Genomic DNA, 18010 nt, shown 5'->3' with positions numbered 1-18010 from the left:
CGATCTGCGCCTCAAAGCTGCCTGGCCGCAACCGGCCAGCCCCGTCACGCGAGCACAGTCTTGGAGGCGAGGGCTATCGGTTCGCGGTCGATGGCCAGGAAATCCCTGCCGACCCGCGTGTCGAACGAGCGGCTCTCGCCGGTGATGCTCTGAGCCAGGAGCGAGCCGATGGCAGGGGCCAGTTTGAACCCGTGGCCACTGCAGCCGTTCGCCATGTAGACGCCCTCGATAGGAGTAGCCCCGACAACGGGATGAACATCGGCGCGGTTGATGGTGTAGAGGCCGCTATAGCCATGGACGGCCGCAGAATAGGACAAGGCTGGCAGTCGGTGGTGCAGAGCGTGGAGTAGACGGCGCGCGAACTCGTCGTCGATATAGGTCGCAAACTTGTCCGGATCGGCGCGTTCCCTCTCATCCTCGGCGAGTACCGAACCGACGAGGATTTGCTGGCCACGATTCTGCGGGCGGAAGTAAATTCCGCCGGAAGGGTCGCCGCATATCGGGATATCGCCCAGGATAGCCGCCGGGCGGTCTATATGGACAATCTGGATGCGCGTCGGCTCGAGCGGCCATCGGTCGGCAAGGTCGAAGATAGAGAGCAGGCGGTTGCACCACGGGCCGGTCGCCGCGACGAACGCGCCGCAGTGGATCGTTTCGCCACTTGCGAGCCTGGCCGATACGACCCGGCCTCCCCGATAATCGACATCGGCAACCTCGGACGAGAACCGGACCTCGACGCCTTCTCGCCTTGCGGCATCGATCAGATCCTGAAGCGCGCTAACCGGATCAACATAGCCCGCATCGCTTTCGAGAAGATGCGTACCGCCCGAGCGGCAGTCATGTGCGGTGCCTTCGCGGAGGTCTGGCGGGACCACGCAGGGATTGAGGGCCGGGAAGCGCTCGCGAACTTCGGCATGACCAAGCAGCTCGACACCAATGCCAAGACGCTCGAGGCGTTTGGCTTCGCTCTGCAGCCCGGCGTCGCCGTCGCCGCCGAACCATAGCGCGCCGTGGCGATGATATTTGGCGCGCACGTCGCCGGTTCCGAGAAAATCGGTCCAGTTGCGATAGGCGGCGATGCCATCGCGCGCGAGTTCGACCATGGCGTCATGCGTGTAACGAAAGCGGCAGATCGCCGAGGATGCGCCCGTCGACCCTTCGCCGGGCCCCGCGCCCTTGTCGACGACCATGATCCTCAGATTGGAACGCCGAGCAAGCTGATAGGCTGTGCTCATGCCGATGATGCCGCCGCCGGCAATGAGAATGTCTACCGTCTGGGGCATCGCGTTCGTCCTTCCCGCGGGCAGTGGCCCGCTCTCAAGCTGCCTTGGTGTCGGGCCTGGGCTCCGCTGGCATGTAGCGGTCGAACCAGGCGATCGCGCGAGCGGCGAAATCGAAGCTTGCGGGCATCGTCCGGACGCCATGCCCTTCGTTCGGATAGGTGACCAAGAGGCTCTCCACGCCCGCGGTCCGGAGCGCGTGGTGAAACTCCATCGCCTGGCCCGGCGGGGTAATCCTGTCGAGGGCGCCGCAGATGGTGAGCGTCGGGGTCGTGACGCGATCGACGAAATGCACAGGGCTGCGCGAATGATATTTTCCGGTCGGATTGTCGATGTCGTCCGCCAGGAACAATTCACAGAAATTGGGCACATGGCAGGTAAGATGCATGCTCACCCAGTTGGTGACGGGGGCGATCGGCACGGCGGCAGCGAAGCGCTGGTCCTGTGTGATCAGCCAGGAGGTCATATATCCGCCGTAGCTGCCGCCGGTGACCCCGATGCGTGCCGGATCGATCAACCCCCGCTCTTCCAGCGCGTCGAGACCCGAGAGATAGTCGAGGGTGTCGGCGCCGCCCATGTCGCCGAACACATGGCGTGCGAACGCCTGGCCGCGCCCGCTCGATCCGCGAGGATTGGGCTGGAACAGCGCATAGCCGCGCCCCAGGGCCATCTGCATTATTGTCGACCGCCCGACGTAGTTCGGACGGCTGTGCCAGACGGGGCCGCCATGTATCTGCAGGATGACGGGGTGCGGGCCGGGAGAGGAAGGGGTGAGGAGCCAGCCCTCGATGGTGAGTCCGTCGGGCGCGGTCCAGCTGATGCTGTGCGCGGTCCCGAGGTTGCTCGTTCGAGCATCGGACCCCGGTGTTCCGAAGCGGCAGACGACGCGCTCTTGTCCTTCTTCGAGGGCCAGCAAGGATGGCGCCTCGAAGAAGGACTCGCACAGGAACAGCGCTGCGTCGGCAACGCTGCCCAAAGGCGCAATTTCAGGGAAAACAGGGCCTGAGGGCGTTCGGGCGGTGTCGCGCCAGAGCTGGCGCGGCGCACCTGCCGTCTTGTCCAGAAGACCGATGAGGCTGTCCGCACCGGCTACGCCTGCGAAGAGTAGCCGCTCTTCGCCGCGCCAGTGCAACTGGACGACGTCGGCGCCGAGCGTGTCGGGGCGGTCGATCCGGCCGCTGATTGTATCGATCAGCCGAAGGTTTCCGGCAGCGATCATCCGGTCGCTGCAGACTGCCTCGACGACTGCAACGGTCGATCCCGAGGGTGAGGCGGCAATGTGCCAGAGCTGGTCGTCGGGTGTGAACAGCGACCGGGCGGCGCCCGTCGCGGCATCGATCAGCCGGACGTCCGCTCCATACCAATGCGTCTCCTCGGGCTGGTCCGAACAAATGGCCGCGATATGGCCGGGGCCGCACCAGCAGGCCTGCCAAATATTGAGCCCGTCGCAGGTGATACGGCGGGCCGTGTCGGCGGCGGGATCGTAAAGCCAGAGGCTGCGCCAGGGCGTTGCATCGGCCACGCCTTCGATGGCCGGGCTCCAGGGGGGCAGCGCATCCCTGGCCCCGTTCCGCTCAACCGTGAAAGCGCCCTGCGCACCGGCAAGGTCCGAGCCGAATTCCGCGACGCAAAGGAGGATCGACCGGCCGTCAGCCGACCATTGGAGCGCTTCGACGAAACCGTCGACCGCGCAGGTCGGCCGGTCGATCAGGCTTTCCATGTCGAGGATGCGGAGGCGGCTGACATGCGCCTGTTCGCGGTCCGAGAGGAAGGCCACCGACTGTCCGTCGGGAGACCAGGCCGGGCTGTGGTCGGAGCGTGGACCGTGCGTCAGGACGTCGATCGCACCGCTCGAAAGGTCAATTCGCGCGATCCGCGTTGAGGGAACACCCTCGAGCTCATCGCAGATCACCGCCGCTGCGACGGCGGTGAGCCCGTCTGGATGCGCAGCAATCTGGGCAAGCGTCGCGGGCTCGCCGCTACCAGGACGGAGCCATGCGGAGGCCAGCGCCTCGGCCTCCGCGAAATATTCATGGTCCCGGAAATCGGCTTGCACGGCTTGTCCTCTCGTCCTTGTCCGTCAGAAGCGTGCGCCGGCGTTGACGCCGATAACCCGAGGGCGCTGCTCGACATTCTCGAGGATCGTGCTGAACGGACCGATGATGATCGGCGCCTTCTCGTTGAACAGATTGTTTGCGAAGAGCGCGACCTCGACGGGGCCGAAGGCTGCTCCAACCCGCAAGTTCACCAGATCGCGGCGCGGACGTTCGACAACCTGGCCCGCGGCGAGGTTGCGGAAAGTGAACTGTCCTTTGCCCGCATGCTGATAATCGATCCGGAAGAGGCCGGTGACGCTATCCGAAAGCGCCGGACGATAGTCGAGCGACGCCGACCAGCTGTTGCGGACCGCGCCATCGACGGGATCGCCGACCTCCTTGTCGGCGGTAGCCTCGTCGAACTCCAGATTGTTCCAGCCATAGGTACCGGTCAGCGTAAGGTCGGGCGCCGGACGCGCTATGGCCGAAAGGTCGACCCCCCAGCCCGCGACATGTCCGCTGTTATTGACGATGATGATCTGGCTGCCGGGCGCGAAATTGTTCGACTGCACGTTCGACCAGAGGCTGCGATAGACGCTGCCCTCCAGCGTGAGCTTGTTGCGGAACAGCTGGTGTTTCGTGCCAAGTTCATAGGTCCAGATCTTGTCGGGCTCGTAACTCGGCGGCACAGGGATGACGCCGCCGCCGGCCGACGTCTGGTTGAAGCCGCCGCTGCGGAAGCCCTTGGCGATATTCAGGAACAGCATGGAATCCGGCGAGATTTCATACGCCAGATTGAAGCGCGGATTGACCGTTTCGTAATTGTCCTTGCCCACATCGGTCGTGGTGAGGCCGAAGTTGGTGGAAACGATTTCGCGCTTCTTGGTCTCGTTGAAATAGCGCAGACCCGCTGTGGCTTTCAGCTGAGGTGTGAAGGCGTAATTCACCTCGCCGTAGAGCGCATGGGACTTGCTGCGGCGGGCATCATCGGATGCGATGATCGCGAAAGGAAGGCTGCCGGGCTGGGTGAAGGTGCTGCCGAACTGGTGGACCTTCAGCGTTTCGCGAGTGGCGCCGATCTGCCAGCCGAAGCGGCCGCTGCCGGTTGAGGCGAGGCGGACTTCGCTGTTGTAGATACTGAAATCTGTGTAGCCTGTCAGGCCGACTGCGTCGATGAAACCCGGCGGAAGGCCGAGGCCGCCGACCAGCGCGGGCACGAAAAAGGCCGAAAGATCGAACTGCGTCACATTGCTGCGGTCGATATAGCTGGTCGACGCGCTGAGTTCGGCGAAATCGAGATCGTAGCTCGCCTTGCCCTGGAGCAGGGTGTAGCGGTCATTGGTCGGCGAGCCGAGCGTCGAGGTGGTGCGATAACCCACCCCGAAGTCCTGATTTGCCTGTTTGGACTTCTGATACATGGCGAGCAGCGAGGCCGAAAAACGGTCCCAGGGACGCACGAGGAGCGTTCCGCGAAGCGAATAGATGTCAGCCGAGTTGATGTTGCGCTCGCCGGTGGCGGCATTGTCGATATAGCCGCCGATACGCTCGTAGCCCGCCACGAGACGGACGCCCGCGACATCGGTCGCCAGCGGCAGGTTCAGTACGCCGACAGCCTTGTAATTGTCGGCGCCGTAACGGGTGGTCGAATATTCGCCCTCGAAAGAGCCACCGACGGAGCCAAGGTTCGGGGCTGCGGGAATATAGCGGATCGTCCCGCCCATCGAGCCCTTGCCATAGAGAGTGGCTTGGGGGCCGCGCAGCACTTCGACCCGCTCAAGGTCGAGAAGACGCACGTTGAACGCGTCGGCCGAGGTGTCGAGTGCGAGCGGCGTCTCGTCAAAATACACCCCGACCGTCGAGGCGCCGATGGTTGTTGCGATACCGCGCAGCTGGACCGTCTGTCGGCCAGCGCCGAAGTCGTAAGCCGAAAAGCCGGGGACCGAATATTGCAGGTCCTTGAGGTCGGTCACGCCGCGGGCCTCAAGTTCCTTCGCGCCAACGACGCTGACCGAAAGCGGGACGTCCTGCAGCCGCTGCTCGTAACGCTGCGCGGTGACCACGATGTCGCCGGGCTGAACGTCGCCGGACTGGACGTCGCCGGTTTGGCCATGTGTCGTCTGCGCCAGCGCGCCCACCGGAAGCAGCGCGGCGCTGGCCATCAGGATGGAAAAATATCTGCTCATGTCATCGTCCCCATTTCATTTTGTCGTTGATCGGTATGTATGCGGTCAGCCCGCAGCCATCGCCGCCCGGGCGGTTGCCCAGTCGGCAAGGTTTTGTTCGAGTACCGGAATGGGCAGGCAGCCCTGGTCGAGAATGGCTTCATGAAAATCCGCAAGATCGAATACCGGGCCGAGAACGGCTTCGGCGTCGGCGCGGAGTGCACGAAATTTGAGGCATCCCCAGCGGTAGCAAAGCGCCTGTGCCGGCATGTCGGTCGAATATCGCAGGATCTCGCTCATGACCTGCTCGGGCTTCTCGAGTGTGTTGGCGCTCATATAGGCGTGCGCCTCTTCAAGGGACCAGCCGAGCGCATTCAGGCCGGTATCGACGACCATGCGCTGTGCGGTGAAACGCTGGTGCATCAGAAAGCCATAATAGTCATAAGGATTGTCGAAGAGGCCACCTTCTTCGCCGAGGCCCGATGCATATTCGGCCCAGCCTTCGAGAAAGGCGGTCGACAGGATGATTTCACGGCGGATCGCCGGGAGCGCCTCATTTTCTCGCTGCCGGGCAAGCTGGACGTGATGACCCGGTACCAGTTCGTGGAAGATCAGCGCGGCCGTATTGAGCTGCAACCGGTCCGGAATCCCGTTGCCGCTGTAATAATATATTCCCTGTCCCTGGCCGCTCTGCGGTTGCTGATAATAGCCGAATGTCATTCCGGCCTCGAGTTCGAGTGGAAGTCGCTTCACCACGCCAACGGCGCTCGGACCTTTGCGGAACATGCGGGCGAACACCGGCCGCATCCGTTCAAGGTGTCGGTTGAAACTTGCCTCCAACGCCTCGGCCGATGGCGCCTTGGCCTTCGGATCTTCGCTCAGCCTCTCATGGAATGACGCTTCGTCGCCGTCATACCCGAATGCGTCGCGGCGCACGCGCGCCATTTCGGCGGCAAGCGATGCAACCTCATCGAGACCGACTTGATGGATTGTCGCGGGATCCGCATCGGTCCCCAAGTGATATCTCAGCCAAAGCCTGTAGGCGCGCGCCCCGCCGGGCTGGTGCATCAAACCGGCGTTAGCGGTTGCAGCTGCCTCATATTCTTCGCCGATGGCTGCGAGAAGCCGGGCGAAGGCGGGCTTGAGTTCGGTCTCGACAAGGCTTGCGACTTCCTCTCGAACGGCGGCATCGACATGTTCGTCGTCACTGCGAAGGATGGCTGCCGCGGCCATCGATGCGGCCCCCTCGAGCGCGACACGGGCATTGGCGAGGGCCGGGCGAGGCAAGCGCCAGCCACGCTCCGCCTGAGCGAGGATCCGGGCGCGCGCATTGTCGACAAAGACGACAAAGTCGCGGGCGAGTTTAACATAGCGTGTCGCGGCTGCCGGATCGCCAAGATCGATGCCGGCAAAGACGGTGCGTGGGATCATCGAGAAGGGCAGGCTCGAATAGGGAGCGACGATGAAGCTCGTCCACCAGCGTTCGGGTTCTTCCAGATCGGTCTCGAGAAGATGGCGAAGATAGGACGCGGTAAGGCGATCGGTCCGGCTGAGTGCCGTCAGGTCGATCCCGGCGAGCGCGTCGAGCCGGGCCCGGGCATGCGCCGCGATCGCTTCCGCCTCAGCGAGGTCTCCCGGCCCGATGGCTTCGATTACCCTACCGGCCGAAGCCGCCGTATAGGGCTCGCGCGCGAGGAGCGCCTCCCAGCATTCCTCTACGAGGGCATCAAGGCTCGCCTTGGCCTGGCTCATTGTTCGGTCTCCTCATTCTTGATGCTCGCCATGGTGGCGACAAACGGGCGCTTCGCGGCAGAGACGATCAGCGCTGCGAGCAGCCATCCCGGCAGCGCGACGATCACGATCGCGATGAAAATACCCCGCGTCTCGCTCAACAGGCTCGAAAGCGCTCCGACGAGGACCGGCGCCAGACCCGTCGAGATGGCCGAGAAAATGCCCAGAAGCGAAAGAAGGCGCGAGCGCAGCTGCGCGGGCGCGATCTGCTGCAATATACCCGGCATCAAGGCCGCGGTCGCGACGCCGAACATGCACTGCAGTCCTGCTGAAGCGTAGACGTGCCAAGGGGTTGTCGCGACGAGGAGGAGAGGTGTCGGCACGATCGCGGCCGTGAGAAAAATGCGTGCGAGCCGGAGCGATTTGGTCGCGTCATCGCCGCGAAGGAGCCTTGCTCCGACCGGCGGAAGAAGCAACGCCGCGATCGTGGCTAAGGCGACGGTTCCTCCCAGTTCCATGCCGACGGTGGACGACGCCGTTCCGAAGACCCGTGGTATCGCGATCGGCAACCAGGTGAAGGCCGAGTTGAGCGCAAAGCCATAGGCCGCGATGAGGCCGTAGATGCACGCAAAGGTTCGCCAATGCTGCTTCATGAAGGGGAGGAACCGGGTGAGTTCCGGTTCCATATGAGTATCCGCTGCGGCGGATGTCAGCGCGGGGCGTATGCGGATCGTCGCGAGCAGCAACACGAAGGCCGGCCCGGGCGCCGCTGCCAAGAGAAGGGCGACCCGCCATCCGCTCATATCGGCTAGGGCTGCGGGCAGCGTCTGGTGGTGGCTTGCCAACCAGTCGAGCAGGACGCCGCCGAGCCCGAAGCCCGCAGCAGCGCCGAGAAGCGTTGCTGCAAAAAATGTAAAGTTGGCGGTGTTGCGCTGGCGTTCGGGAAAAAGGTCCGGAATCATCGAGAAGACGATGGGGGTGAGCGCGGCCTCGCCGATTGCAATTCCAGCATTGGCGATGAAAAGTCCCGTGAAACTCGTCTGGAAGGCGCACAACGCCGTCGAGGCCGACCACAGCATGATACAGCCAGCAAGGATGATGCGTCGGCCGTAGCGGTCGGAGAGCCAGCCGATCGGATAGCTCGCGACACTCGCGAACAGAACGAACGTCAGTCCATGCAGCATTCCGAGCTGCACGTCGCTGAGCCCGAGCTCCTTCTGCAGCATCGGCGCGACCAGATTGAGGATCTGGCGATCGACGAATGCAAAAAGGGTCGTGCCGATCAGCACCGCCAGCGCATACCAGGCCGCCACAGGCGCCTTGGCAGAGGATGGTGCCGGCCCGGCAGCCCGATCGGGGCTGCTTGTCGGAAGGGCGGGGCCGGCGAGCGCCATCAGGCTGCCTTGATGTCCGAAGTCTGTAATGTGGTCTCGGCAGTAGAGGTCATGCGCGAGGGCGCAAACAACTCGAATTCCGTGACCGAAGAATCGATGTCGCTCTCGATCCATTGGCGGGAGGCCCGCGTCTGCGTGGTATTTATCCCCATTGCTGCCATCGACCTCAGCTCCCTTGTGTCCAAGCCTCTACGGCTTTCGAATCCACTTTTCGCGCAATGTCTAAAAACTCTTTTCTCTCGACTTCTAAAAAGTGTCAAGGTAGATTGGTCGGTGACATGAAAAACTCACAGATCGCAGACCCGAAGCGCATGGGGCGACCTCCCAAGATCACGCGCGACGAGATTCTGGACGCGGCCTATGGCAGCGATCCGAATGGTCTCCAGCTGGCGTCGCTCGCCGATCGGCTCGGCGTCTCGGTGAAGACCATTTATTATTACTTCCCGGGAAGGCAGTCGCTGGTCGACGCGATCACCGAACGCGCGATCGCCGAAACAAATCCTCCCGAATATAGCGGGTGCGGAACCTGGCAGGAGGTCGTTCGCCAGACGGCCCTGTGGTACAGTCATCTTGGCACGTCGCAGCCTGGCTGGATGAACGATCCCGCTGCCCCGATCGGCATCAAGAAGGTCGGCCTCAACGTCCTTCGGCTAGCTTGCCGCAAGCTTGCCCAATTTGGCTGGGGGACGCACGATGCCTATCGCGCGCATGTCCTGGTGAGCAATTGGGCCATAGCTCAGGGGGAGTCCGCGCGGGCGGCCGATGGCGACTACCGCTCGGAGGATATCGAACGGACTCTCGAGGATTATGGTGAGGAATCTTTCATAACCGAGCTGAGCGATATCATGGGGCCGCTCAAGCTCGCGAGCGATGTTTTCGAGGATGGCCTTCAGATACTCATCGCAGGCATCGAAGCGACGATCGTAAGGGCAGCGCGCTAGGTTGAGCCTCGTTCATTTGGCCGGAGGGTCTGCGCTTATCCCGAATCCTATGTTCTCTTAAGTCGTGCGCTCATAGCTGCCAGCTTACTATCTGCGAGGGTCCCCTCGAACCCGACTGACTGAAGATCGCGGGTTCGCTTTGAACGATATCTGGTCGGGGCGAGGGCGCTTCATTGCGCGACGACAGTTGGGTTGTGTGTGGCGCTTTGCGCTGCGAAGTCGGCCAAGGCTCGTGGCAGGCCCTCGTAATAGGCGATAAGCGCCGCATCCTTCACCGGCCCGAATCCGCGAATCTGATCGACGCGCCGGATCAGCCGGAGCGCGGCGTCGAGATTGTCAGGGGTCAGCGCCTCGATCGTGTTTGTGACCAGCTCCTCATAATGATCGACCAGAGCGCGCTCGGCCTTGCGTTCCGCAAAATAGCCGAATGGATCGAGCCTTGTGCCGCGGAGCCCTTTGCCATGGGCGAGCAGGCGAAAGATCGGGCGCCAGAGCCGCGCGTTGAACTCGCGCTTGCGCGGGCGTCGGCCCCTTTCCCCCAAGGGCAGGACCGGCGGCGCGAGGTTGAAAGTGACCTTGCCGCCTTCGGCGAAGACATCGGAAAGGCTGCTCCACAGCCGGTTGGATGACAGGAGGCGGGCGACCTCATATTCGTCCTTGTAGGATAAGACCCGCGCATGCGTTCGCGCCACGGCGAAAGCGAGTGCGTCGCTTCCGGGACGGACCCTCGCTTCGGCCGCCGCGACCGTCTCCACCAGTCGCCGGTATCGCGCGGCGAGGGCCAGGTTCTGGTAGTCGGCAAGCCGAAGCGCCTGGCTCTCGACCAGTTCACCGAGTGTTTGCGCCCTCGGCGCTTCGGGCTGCGGCATCAAGGCGGCTACGCGATCCGGTTCGAATGCCAGCAATCGCCCGAGCCGGAAGGCGTCGAGGTTGAACGGCACCGCCGTTCCGTTGAGTCGGATCGCTTGTTCGATCGCTTGAGGGCCGACCGGCAACAGACCGCGCTGGGACGCCGCGCCGACCATCAGCATGTTCGCACCCACCGTGTCGCCGAGGAGCCGCAGCGCTAGGGCGCTGGCCGGAATGTGGGATACGGCGTCCTCGCCCAGCGTGCGCTTCAGCCGGGCGAGGAGCAGGCGCACGTCGACATTTGCGTCGCGGTCGAACTGGAAGGCGGCGGTGGGCGGAGCCTGCCCGCTGACGAGTGCAGACGTGCGTCCTTTGGCCACAGTGCTTGACGAATCGTCCGCCAACGCCGCGACGGCGTCCATGCCGAGCAGCACGTCGGCTTCGCCGCGGCCGAGCTTTTGCGCGTGAATCGCCCCGGCGCTGGCACCGATCCGCAGATGGCTGAACACGGCGCCATTCTTCTGGCTGAGGCCGGTCATGTCGAAGGCAGAAGCGTAACGGCCCTCCATATGCGCGGCCATGGCGATCACTGCGGCGACGGTAATCACGCCGGTGCCGCCGATGCCCGCGATCATGATGTTGTAGGCGGTGTCGCCCAATGCCGGAAGATGCGGTTCGGGCAGGCCCGCGAACAGTGTGTCGTCGAGTTTGCCGACCTTGGGCTTGCGCAGCGCTGCGCCGCGAATGGTCAGGAAGCTCGGGCAGAAGCCATTTAGGCACGAGTAGTCCTTGTTGCAGCTCGACTGGTCGATCTTGCGCTTGGTGCCTTGTTCGGTCTCGACCGGCATCAGGCTGACGCAGGTCGACTGGGCTGAGCAGTCGCCGCAGCCCTCGCAGACCTCCTCGGCGATGAACAGGCGTTGCGCCGGATCCGGATAGCGACCGCGCTTGCGGCGGCGACGCTTCTCCGCAGCGCAGGTCTGTTCGTATATCAGGACCGAGCAGCCGGCGATCTCGCGCAACTCGCGTTGTACGGCATCAAGGTCGTCGCGGTGGTGGATCGTGGTATCGGCCGGCAGGTCGGCGTTGCCGCGCCACAGCTCGGGCCGGTCGCTGACAAGGCGGATAATCTTGACGCCCTCGGCTTTCACCTGCCGGGCGATTTCCGGAACTGAAATCGGCCCGTCGACCGGTTGACCGCCGGTCATCGCCACGGCGTCGTTATAGAGGATCTTGTAAGTGATGTTCGCACCACTGGCGACCGCGGCGCGTATCGCGAGCAGGCCCGAATGATAATAGGTCCCGTCACCCATGTTCTGGAAAATATGCCGCGTGCCGGTAAACGGCGCGAGGCCCGCCCAGTTGAGCCCCTCCGCCCCCATGTGGGTTGGCGGCAGAGCTTCTTCGGGGCGCGCGAAGGCGGCCATGGTATGACAGCCTATGCCGGTCATCGACACGCTGCCTTCAGGGATGCGGGTGGACCGGCTGTGCGGACAGCCCGAACAGAAAAAGGGGCTGCGCTTCGGCACATCGGCGGCGGTGGCCCTCTGGCCGATTCGCGCCGCGATCCGGGCGGCTGCGTCTTCGATTTGAGGCGTTGTCCGCTCCAGTGCGCGCAGGCGGCCCACAATTGCGAGGGCGATGGAGCCCGGATCGAGCTGGGGCGCCTGCGGGAGGAGCGGCTGCCCGTCCTCGTCGCATTTCCCGATCAGCCGCGGGCGCTCCGCCTCGTTGATCAGCAACGCAGCGATTTGCGGCTCGACGAAGGCCTGCTTCTCTTCAATCACGAACAGGGTTCGGTGGCCCCGCGAAAAGCGGGTGATGGCGCTGGGCTCGACCGGCCAGATGCACCCCAGCTTGAACAGTGACAGGCCGAGGGTGGCGGCGGTTTCTGTATCGAGGCCCAGCAGGGCAAGCGCCTGCATCGTATCGCCGTGACTCTTGCCGGCGGTGACGAGGCCCAGCAGCGGCTCCGCCGCGCGGAATATGGTCCGATCGATTCCGTTGGCGCGGACGAAATCATGCACCATCGGCAGACGATGATCGAGCATGATCTGTTCCTCGCGCAGCGGCGCGAAGACGCGTTGACGCGCATGAACGCCCTCAGGCGGGATATGGTCGGTGGCGGGGAGGATGGGCGCGAAGCGGTCGAGATCGAGATCGACCGTCGCGGTCTGTTCGGCCACCTCATTGACAAGCTTCATGCCTACCCATGCACCGCTGTAGCGCGAGAGAGCATAGCCGAGCAGGCCATATTCGATGATCTCCCCGACGTCGGCGGGATAGAACGAGGGGATCAGAGCGGCCGCCATCGCCTGCTCGCTGTGATGCGCCACCGAGGACGACTTGCCGCCGTGATCGTCGCCGTAGAAAACCATGACGCCGCCATTGGGATGCGCGCCATGGTAGTTGCCATGCTTTAGCGCATCGCCCGAGCGATCGACACCCGGACCCTTGCCATACCATGCCGCGAACACCCCGTCGAAGAGGGGATTAGGCACGGCATCGATCTGCTGCGTGCCGCGCACCGCGGTGGCCGCAAGATCCTCGTTCACCCCGGGGGCGAAAGTGATTTTCGCTCTTTCGAGGCGGTCCGATATCGACCACAGCGCAAGGTCCACGCCGCCGAGCGGCGAGCCGCGATAGCCGCTGATATAGCCCGCGGTGTTCAGACCTCTCGCCTGATCGAGCTCTTTCTGCGCCAGCAGGACACGGGCGATTGCCTGAGTGCCGCTCAGGAAGATGCATCCCGAGCGGACCGTCCACTTGTCATCGAGCGCGACGCCGAATCTCTTATTTTGTTCGATCACCTGTGGCATCCCGTCCCCCGCGCTTCTTGTGAAAGGCACAATAGCCGCGGCCGCCGGGACAGACTGTCACCTATGCGACGGTGTCTTATGATAGAAATGGCGCAGTCCGCGGGGATCGATTATCCGGATAGCGCCATAATCCGTCGTGATCAGGCCCTCGGCCTGCAATTGGCGCAACACGCGGTTGACCCGCTGCCGCGATCCGCCGACCGCTGCCGCCAGTTCATTCTGTGAAATTCGCACGCTTGCCGCTTCGCCTGGTGCCGGGCGGGCATATTCGATCAGGCGGGCGCAGACGCGGCTCGCAAGGCTGGACAGGCTTGCCTCGATGAAATGGGTGCTGATGAAGCGCATCTGGAGCGCGAGCAGTCTGAGCAGGGCATTGTCGAAATCGCGATGATCTTCTCGCAGCCGGGTGAAGGCCGGAGCGCTGATCACCTGGAGCACGGTGGGCGAGATCGCTTCGGCTGTCTGGGGCATCGCCTCGCCATCGATCAGCCCGGACACTCCGAAACAGTCGCCTGCGCTGAAGAAAAGAAAGATGATCTCGCGCCCGTCGTCACGCGACACCGACACGCGAACAGCGCCCTCGACGATGCGGAACATTTCGGGGCCGGGGTCCCCCTGCTGATAGATCAGGCTACCGGCCGCCACCCGGCGGGGGTTCGCCGCCGCGGTGAAGGCCTCGGCCGTAACGGACGAAGTCCATTGCAGCAGGTCGAAGCTTTGGAAGTTCGGCTGGACGCTTTCCATCGGGGCCTCAGGGCAGGGTGCCGCGTTCCTGATAGGTGCCAAGGACGACGAAGGTCTTGACGCGCTTGAATCCATCCATCTGGTGCAACCCGCTCAGGAACTCCTCGAGCGCACCTGTGGATGCGGTCCGCACCTTGAGGATCATGGCAGTGTCGCCCGCGACCGTGTGAATTTCCTCGATCGCGTCGAGCGAGGCCATGTCGAGCACTTGCCGGGTGGTCTCCCAGTTGCTGGTTTCGAGGTGCACGAACGCCAGGAGGTCGCGCCCGACCTTGTCCGGATCGAGCATGGCGACCGTGCGCCGGATCGTGCCGTTCCGCTTCATCCGCTTCACCCGCTCATGGACCGCAGGAGGCGAAAGATTCAGCAATTCGCCGAGTTCGGCAAAGCTTCGATCGGCGTTTTGGGCCAGCAGGCCTAATATTTTTCGGTCCACCGGGTCGAGCTCGCGGGGGCGCCGTGTCGACGGCTGATCGCCATTCGTTTCTTGTGTTGGCATCATGTCATCCATTTTCTTGTCGAATCATATTAGCCATATTTACCGCAAAGGTGAACTTGATTCGGAGAATAGGCGATGTCCCTGAATATTTATTCCCATCCGGACTTTGATGATCATGAAATGGTTATCTATTGCACCGACAAGGCCAGCGGCATGCGCGCCTTTATCGCGGTGCACGACACCACGCTGGGGCCGGGTCTGGGTGGTTGCCGGATGAAGGCATATGAAAGCGAACAGGATGCGCTGAGCGACGCGCTGCGGCTTTCACGCGGCATGACCTACAAATATGCCATCAGTGGTCAGGACTATGGCGGCGCGAAGGCCGTGATCATCGACAATCGCGATGAAGCCACCCGGTCGGAACGGATATTGGCATTCGCTCGCTGCCTTGAGCGGTTGGGTGGGCTCTATGTAACGGGCGAGGATGCCGGGATCGAGACGGCCGATGTGCGATTGATGCGGACGGCGACGCGCCATGTCCGCGAACTGCCGATGGATGACGCCGGAGAAATTGCGCTCTGCACCGCCGTTGGCGTGTTCCACGGCATCAAGGCTGGACTGGAGTTCGCTGGTTTGCCGGGCATCAAGGGTAGCGTTGTCGCGGTCGAGGGGTTGGGCAAGGTCGGCATGAGGTTATGCCAGCTGATCCATGAGAACGGCGGACAGCTGATTGTCTACGACATCGACGAGGCGCGGATCGCCAGTGCTCGCGATCGCTTTGGCGCCGTCGTGGCCGAGGCTGGGACTATCCATGCCGTCGAGGCCGACGTCTACGCTCCTTGCGCGCTGGGTGCAGTGCTCAACCCGGGCACAATACCGCAGCTTCGCGCCGCGGTGGTGGCGGGAGCGGCGAATAATCAGTTGAGCGACCCTGACCAGGATGCGAAACTGGCTGCGCGCAATATCGTCTATTGCCCCGACTTTGTCGTCAACGCAGGCGGCGTGCTGTGCGTGCCTGAAAAAGGTATCCCGTTCGATCTGGACTCGGCGCTCGGTCGGGCCCGCAATATACAGAATGTAACGGCCAAGGTGCTCGAGCATGCGCGCGACCACGGGATTACTCCGGGTCGGGCGGCAGATGTGATCGCGCTCGCTCGACTGACAAAGGCGAATGGCCCGAGGGAAGCCTGAAAAGGGTTCCAGGCAAATTATCGTGCCCGGTGAGGCAGGCCGCTGCCGGAGTCTAAAGCTTCCGCTCGAAAGCAATATGGTTTTGAGCGGAAGCTCCCGCGGCATTCGGTGGCTTTACACAAAATACAGACTGGCCGAGCCCGTCGGGAGCCGGCGCCGAGGGCAAGCGCCAGCCGAAGCCAAATCTTCCGGTCGACCGGGACAGGCGGTGATCGCGATGCCTGCTGCATCGAATGCTAATCCGATGGCTGGCCCAGCTTCATGCCGAGTTCGTCACAAAAGAAGATCAGCTCATCGATATCCCGCTGCATGAAGCGTTCCGCCGTCATCTGGTTATGGCCTGCACCATCACGAACCCGGAGCCGTACCCGGCGTCCCGACACGCTGGCGGCTTCGATGGCCGCCACCATTTTCCGGCTGTGCCAAGGCGGCGTGATCGGATCGTGAGCGCCGGCATCGCAGAGCAGGGCAGGATAGCGGACGCCGGCGCGTATGTTTTGAATGGGCGAATAGGCGCGCATCGCCGCCACGTCGGCGGGAACATCGGGGTCGCCATAATCTGCCTTGACGATGTTGAGCGACACGGGGTCACGGCCCAATGCCATGAGGTCGCTGACCGGCACTTGCGCCACGGCCGCGCCAATCAGTTCGGGCCGCTGGGTCACCGCGACGTTCACCAGAAGCCCGCCATTCGACGTACCCCAGATACCGGTTCGTTCGGGCGTGGTGATCCCGCGGGCGTGGATGTCGGCAAGCACCGCGTAGAAGTCGTCGAATGTTCCCTGCTTGCGATGCATGCGTCCGGCATGCCAGAACTCGGTGTCACGTTCGCCGCCGCCGCGGAGCTGGCAGTGGACCCAGATGCCGCCCAGCTCTGTCCAGGCCGCCGCCATGGGGATATAATGCGGCAGCTCGGGCATGTTAAAACCGCCGTAGCCGGTCACGATAGCGGCGGCCGAGCCGTCGAGTGGAACCGAGGCCTTGCGCATCACCCAATAGGTCACCGGACCGTGCGGGCCTTCGACGACGAAAGACCGCACCTCGCGATCGGCAAGCCGATTTGCCGGTGGCTCGAGCTGTTCGAGCGAAAGCGACGCGAGGTCGGCGCGATAGACGCTGGGACCGCTGTCGAGAGTGCTGTGGACGAAGGTGCAGCCATTACCGTCCGCCCCGACAATATTGAACATATTCGCGCCGATATAGCCAAGAGGCATCACCCCGAATGCGCCGCCCTCGGGCAACGGGACGGCGCCCAGATAGTTGCCCTTGATGTCCAGCGACTTGAGCCGCATCGCGCCACCCTCAATGGTCGCAAGCGCGACATAGTCGCCGCAGCGGGTGATCGACAAGAGCTTGCATTCCTCGTGATCCGCAAGGATCTCGCGCCACGTTGACCGGTCGTCCGCGCTCGCCAACGGGATTGCTACGAGGCGGCACCATCCTGAGGTATCGTCGGTGATCGCCCAATATTCGTCGCCGATGAAGGCGCCGCGGTACATCGCCGAGGCATCAGGCAGGAAACGCGTCCAATCACTGTCGCCATGCCGCTTGATCCATTGCGGCCGGGGTCCGGTCTGCGGACCGGTGATCGCCAGCCAGCGGCTCTCTCGTGCAGTCATTGGCCAGGCGAAGGGCATGTTGAGGTCGACCGCCTGCTGCTCGGCTTCGCCGGTCAGCGGCTGCCACCAGACCTGCATTTGAGGAACCATTTGCCCCTCGATCGTCGTGATCCCCAGTGCCTGGTAGAAGAAACCGTCGTTGTCAGGCGCCCAGGCGCAAAGGCCTGCCTGAGTGATATTCTCGAACGTCCTTATTATTGTTCCATCAGCCACTTTCACCAGCCGGCAGCGCAGGTCGCCATCGACATCGATGCCGACGAGCACCATCATGCCGTCGGGCGAGGGAAGGCAAACTGCGAGATTTGCGTTCGGGCCGTCCAAACCGGGGTCGACGAGCAGCCGGCCTTGCCCTGTAGGCTCGGACGAAGCTGTCAGGACGACATTGCCCTGTCCGGCAGGCTGGACCTTCCGAAACCATATGTCGCCGAAGCGCTCCGGCGCGGTCGTCGTGAAGAGATCGACGAACGTGTTCCTTACGACCTCGGTTACCGCTGCAGCGTTAGGGGAGGCCGCAAGTTCGTCGACCGTCAGGGCGTTCGCCTGCTCTTGCCAGGCGATCGTCGCCGGATCGCTGTCCTCCTCGAGCCAGCCCAGTGCCTCCCGCTCCCTGCCTTGATCCCCGCTTTGGGTCATCGCAAAATTTCCTCCAGTGAATGGTTGGACGACCGGTCGGGTCGACTTTTATCATTAATTCTAGAAAGTCTTTTCTCTCGACTTCTAAAAAGTGTCAAGACAGCAATCCGCGCAGGGCGACGACGGTCGGACCCGCGGATGACAAGCGCATGGGCATTCCCTGAAAGTCAGG

12 protein-coding genes are annotated in these 18010 nt (G+C 63.3%); 2 read left to right on the top strand and 10 right to left on the bottom strand.

The annotated features are described in order from the left end of the window. Positions 1-44 precede the first annotated feature (44 nt). Genes BLW56_RS05010 through BLW56_RS20570 form a run of 6 tightly spaced genes read right to left on the bottom strand, consistent with a single transcriptional unit; the run spans position 45 to position 8764 of the window. Positions 45-1283 (bottom strand): NAD(P)/FAD-dependent oxidoreductase, encoded by a 1239-nt coding sequence (locus BLW56_RS05010; RefSeq protein ID WP_177175831.1) that lies wholly within the window; start codon positions 1281-1283, stop codon positions 45-47. A gap of 34 nt (positions 1284-1317) precedes the next feature. Beyond that, the gene (locus BLW56_RS05005; protein ID WP_093509516.1) at positions 1318-3336 is read right to left on the bottom strand and encodes an alpha/beta hydrolase family protein; all 2019 of its coding nucleotides are present in this window, start codon (positions 3334-3336) and stop codon (positions 1318-1320) included. A gap of 24 nt (positions 3337-3360) precedes the next feature. Then, a complete protein-coding gene (locus BLW56_RS05000; RefSeq protein ID WP_093509515.1) occupies positions 3361-5499 on the bottom strand; it encodes a TonB-dependent receptor in 2139 nt (712 codons plus the stop codon). A gap of 45 nt (positions 5500-5544) precedes the next feature. Further along, the gene (locus BLW56_RS04995; protein ID WP_093509514.1) at positions 5545-7230 is read right to left on the bottom strand and encodes a DUF885 domain-containing protein; all 1686 of its coding nucleotides are present in this window, start codon (positions 7228-7230) and stop codon (positions 5545-5547) included. After that, positions 7227-8603 carry an MFS transporter gene (locus tag BLW56_RS04990; protein ID WP_177175830.1) on the bottom strand — a complete coding sequence of 459 codons (1377 nt, stop codon included), beginning with the start codon at positions 8601-8603 and terminating at the stop codon, positions 7227-7229. Before BLW56_RS04990 ends, BLW56_RS04995 begins: the two co-directional genes overlap by 4 nt. Continuing rightward, positions 8603-8764 carry a hypothetical protein gene (locus BLW56_RS20570; RefSeq protein ID WP_177175829.1) on the bottom strand — a complete coding sequence of 54 codons (162 nt, stop codon included), beginning with the start codon at positions 8762-8764 and terminating at the stop codon, positions 8603-8605. Before BLW56_RS20570 ends, BLW56_RS04990 begins: the two co-directional genes overlap by 1 nt. 117 nt (positions 8765-8881) lie before the next feature. Between BLW56_RS20570 and BLW56_RS04985 the strand changes: the two genes are divergently transcribed. Next, the gene (locus BLW56_RS04985) at positions 8882-9544 is read left to right on the top strand and encodes a TetR/AcrR family transcriptional regulator (protein ID WP_177175828.1); all 663 of its coding nucleotides are present in this window, start codon (positions 8882-8884) and stop codon (positions 9542-9544) included. Positions 9545-9714: 170 nt separating this feature from the next. Here BLW56_RS04985 and BLW56_RS04980 read toward each other — a convergent pair whose 3' ends face one another. From BLW56_RS04980 to BLW56_RS04970, 3 genes are all read right to left on the bottom strand, one after another. Continuing rightward, complete coding sequence (locus BLW56_RS04980) at positions 9715-13203, bottom strand: indolepyruvate ferredoxin oxidoreductase family protein (RefSeq protein ID WP_256203308.1); 3489 nt, start codon at positions 13201-13203, stop codon at positions 9715-9717. A 66-nt stretch (positions 13204-13269) separates the two neighbouring features. Further along, positions 13270-13956: a Crp/Fnr family transcriptional regulator gene (locus BLW56_RS04975; protein ID WP_177175827.1), complete on the bottom strand. Its 687-nt coding sequence runs from the start codon at positions 13954-13956 to the stop codon at positions 13270-13272. Positions 13957-13963: 7 nt separating this feature from the next. Then, on the bottom strand, positions 13964-14467 hold the full coding sequence (locus BLW56_RS04970) for an Lrp/AsnC family transcriptional regulator (RefSeq protein WP_218140488.1): 504 nt from the start codon (positions 14465-14467) through the stop codon (positions 13964-13966). Between the two features lie 63 nt (positions 14468-14530). Here BLW56_RS04970 and BLW56_RS04965 point away from each other — a divergent pair, with 63 nt between their 5' ends. Then, on the top strand, positions 14531-15586 hold the full coding sequence (locus tag BLW56_RS04965) for a Glu/Leu/Phe/Val dehydrogenase family protein (protein ID WP_093509509.1): 1056 nt from the start codon (positions 14531-14533) through the stop codon (positions 15584-15586). 236 nt (positions 15587-15822) lie between these two features. Here the strand turns inward: BLW56_RS04965 and BLW56_RS04960 are convergent, their stop codons facing one another. Then, positions 15823-17838 (bottom strand): prolyl oligopeptidase family serine peptidase, encoded by a 2016-nt coding sequence (locus tag BLW56_RS04960; RefSeq protein WP_093509508.1) that lies wholly within the window; start codon positions 17836-17838, stop codon positions 15823-15825. Between the last annotated feature and the right edge of the window lie 172 nt (positions 17839-18010).

The sequence above is a fragment of the Sphingopyxis sp. YR583 genome, assembly GCF_900108295.1.
Taxonomy (GTDB): Bacteria; Pseudomonadota; Alphaproteobacteria; order Sphingomonadales; family Sphingomonadaceae; genus Sphingopyxis.
Note: the sequence above shows the minus strand (reverse complement) of the source record. Positions and strands in the feature narration are given on the sequence as shown.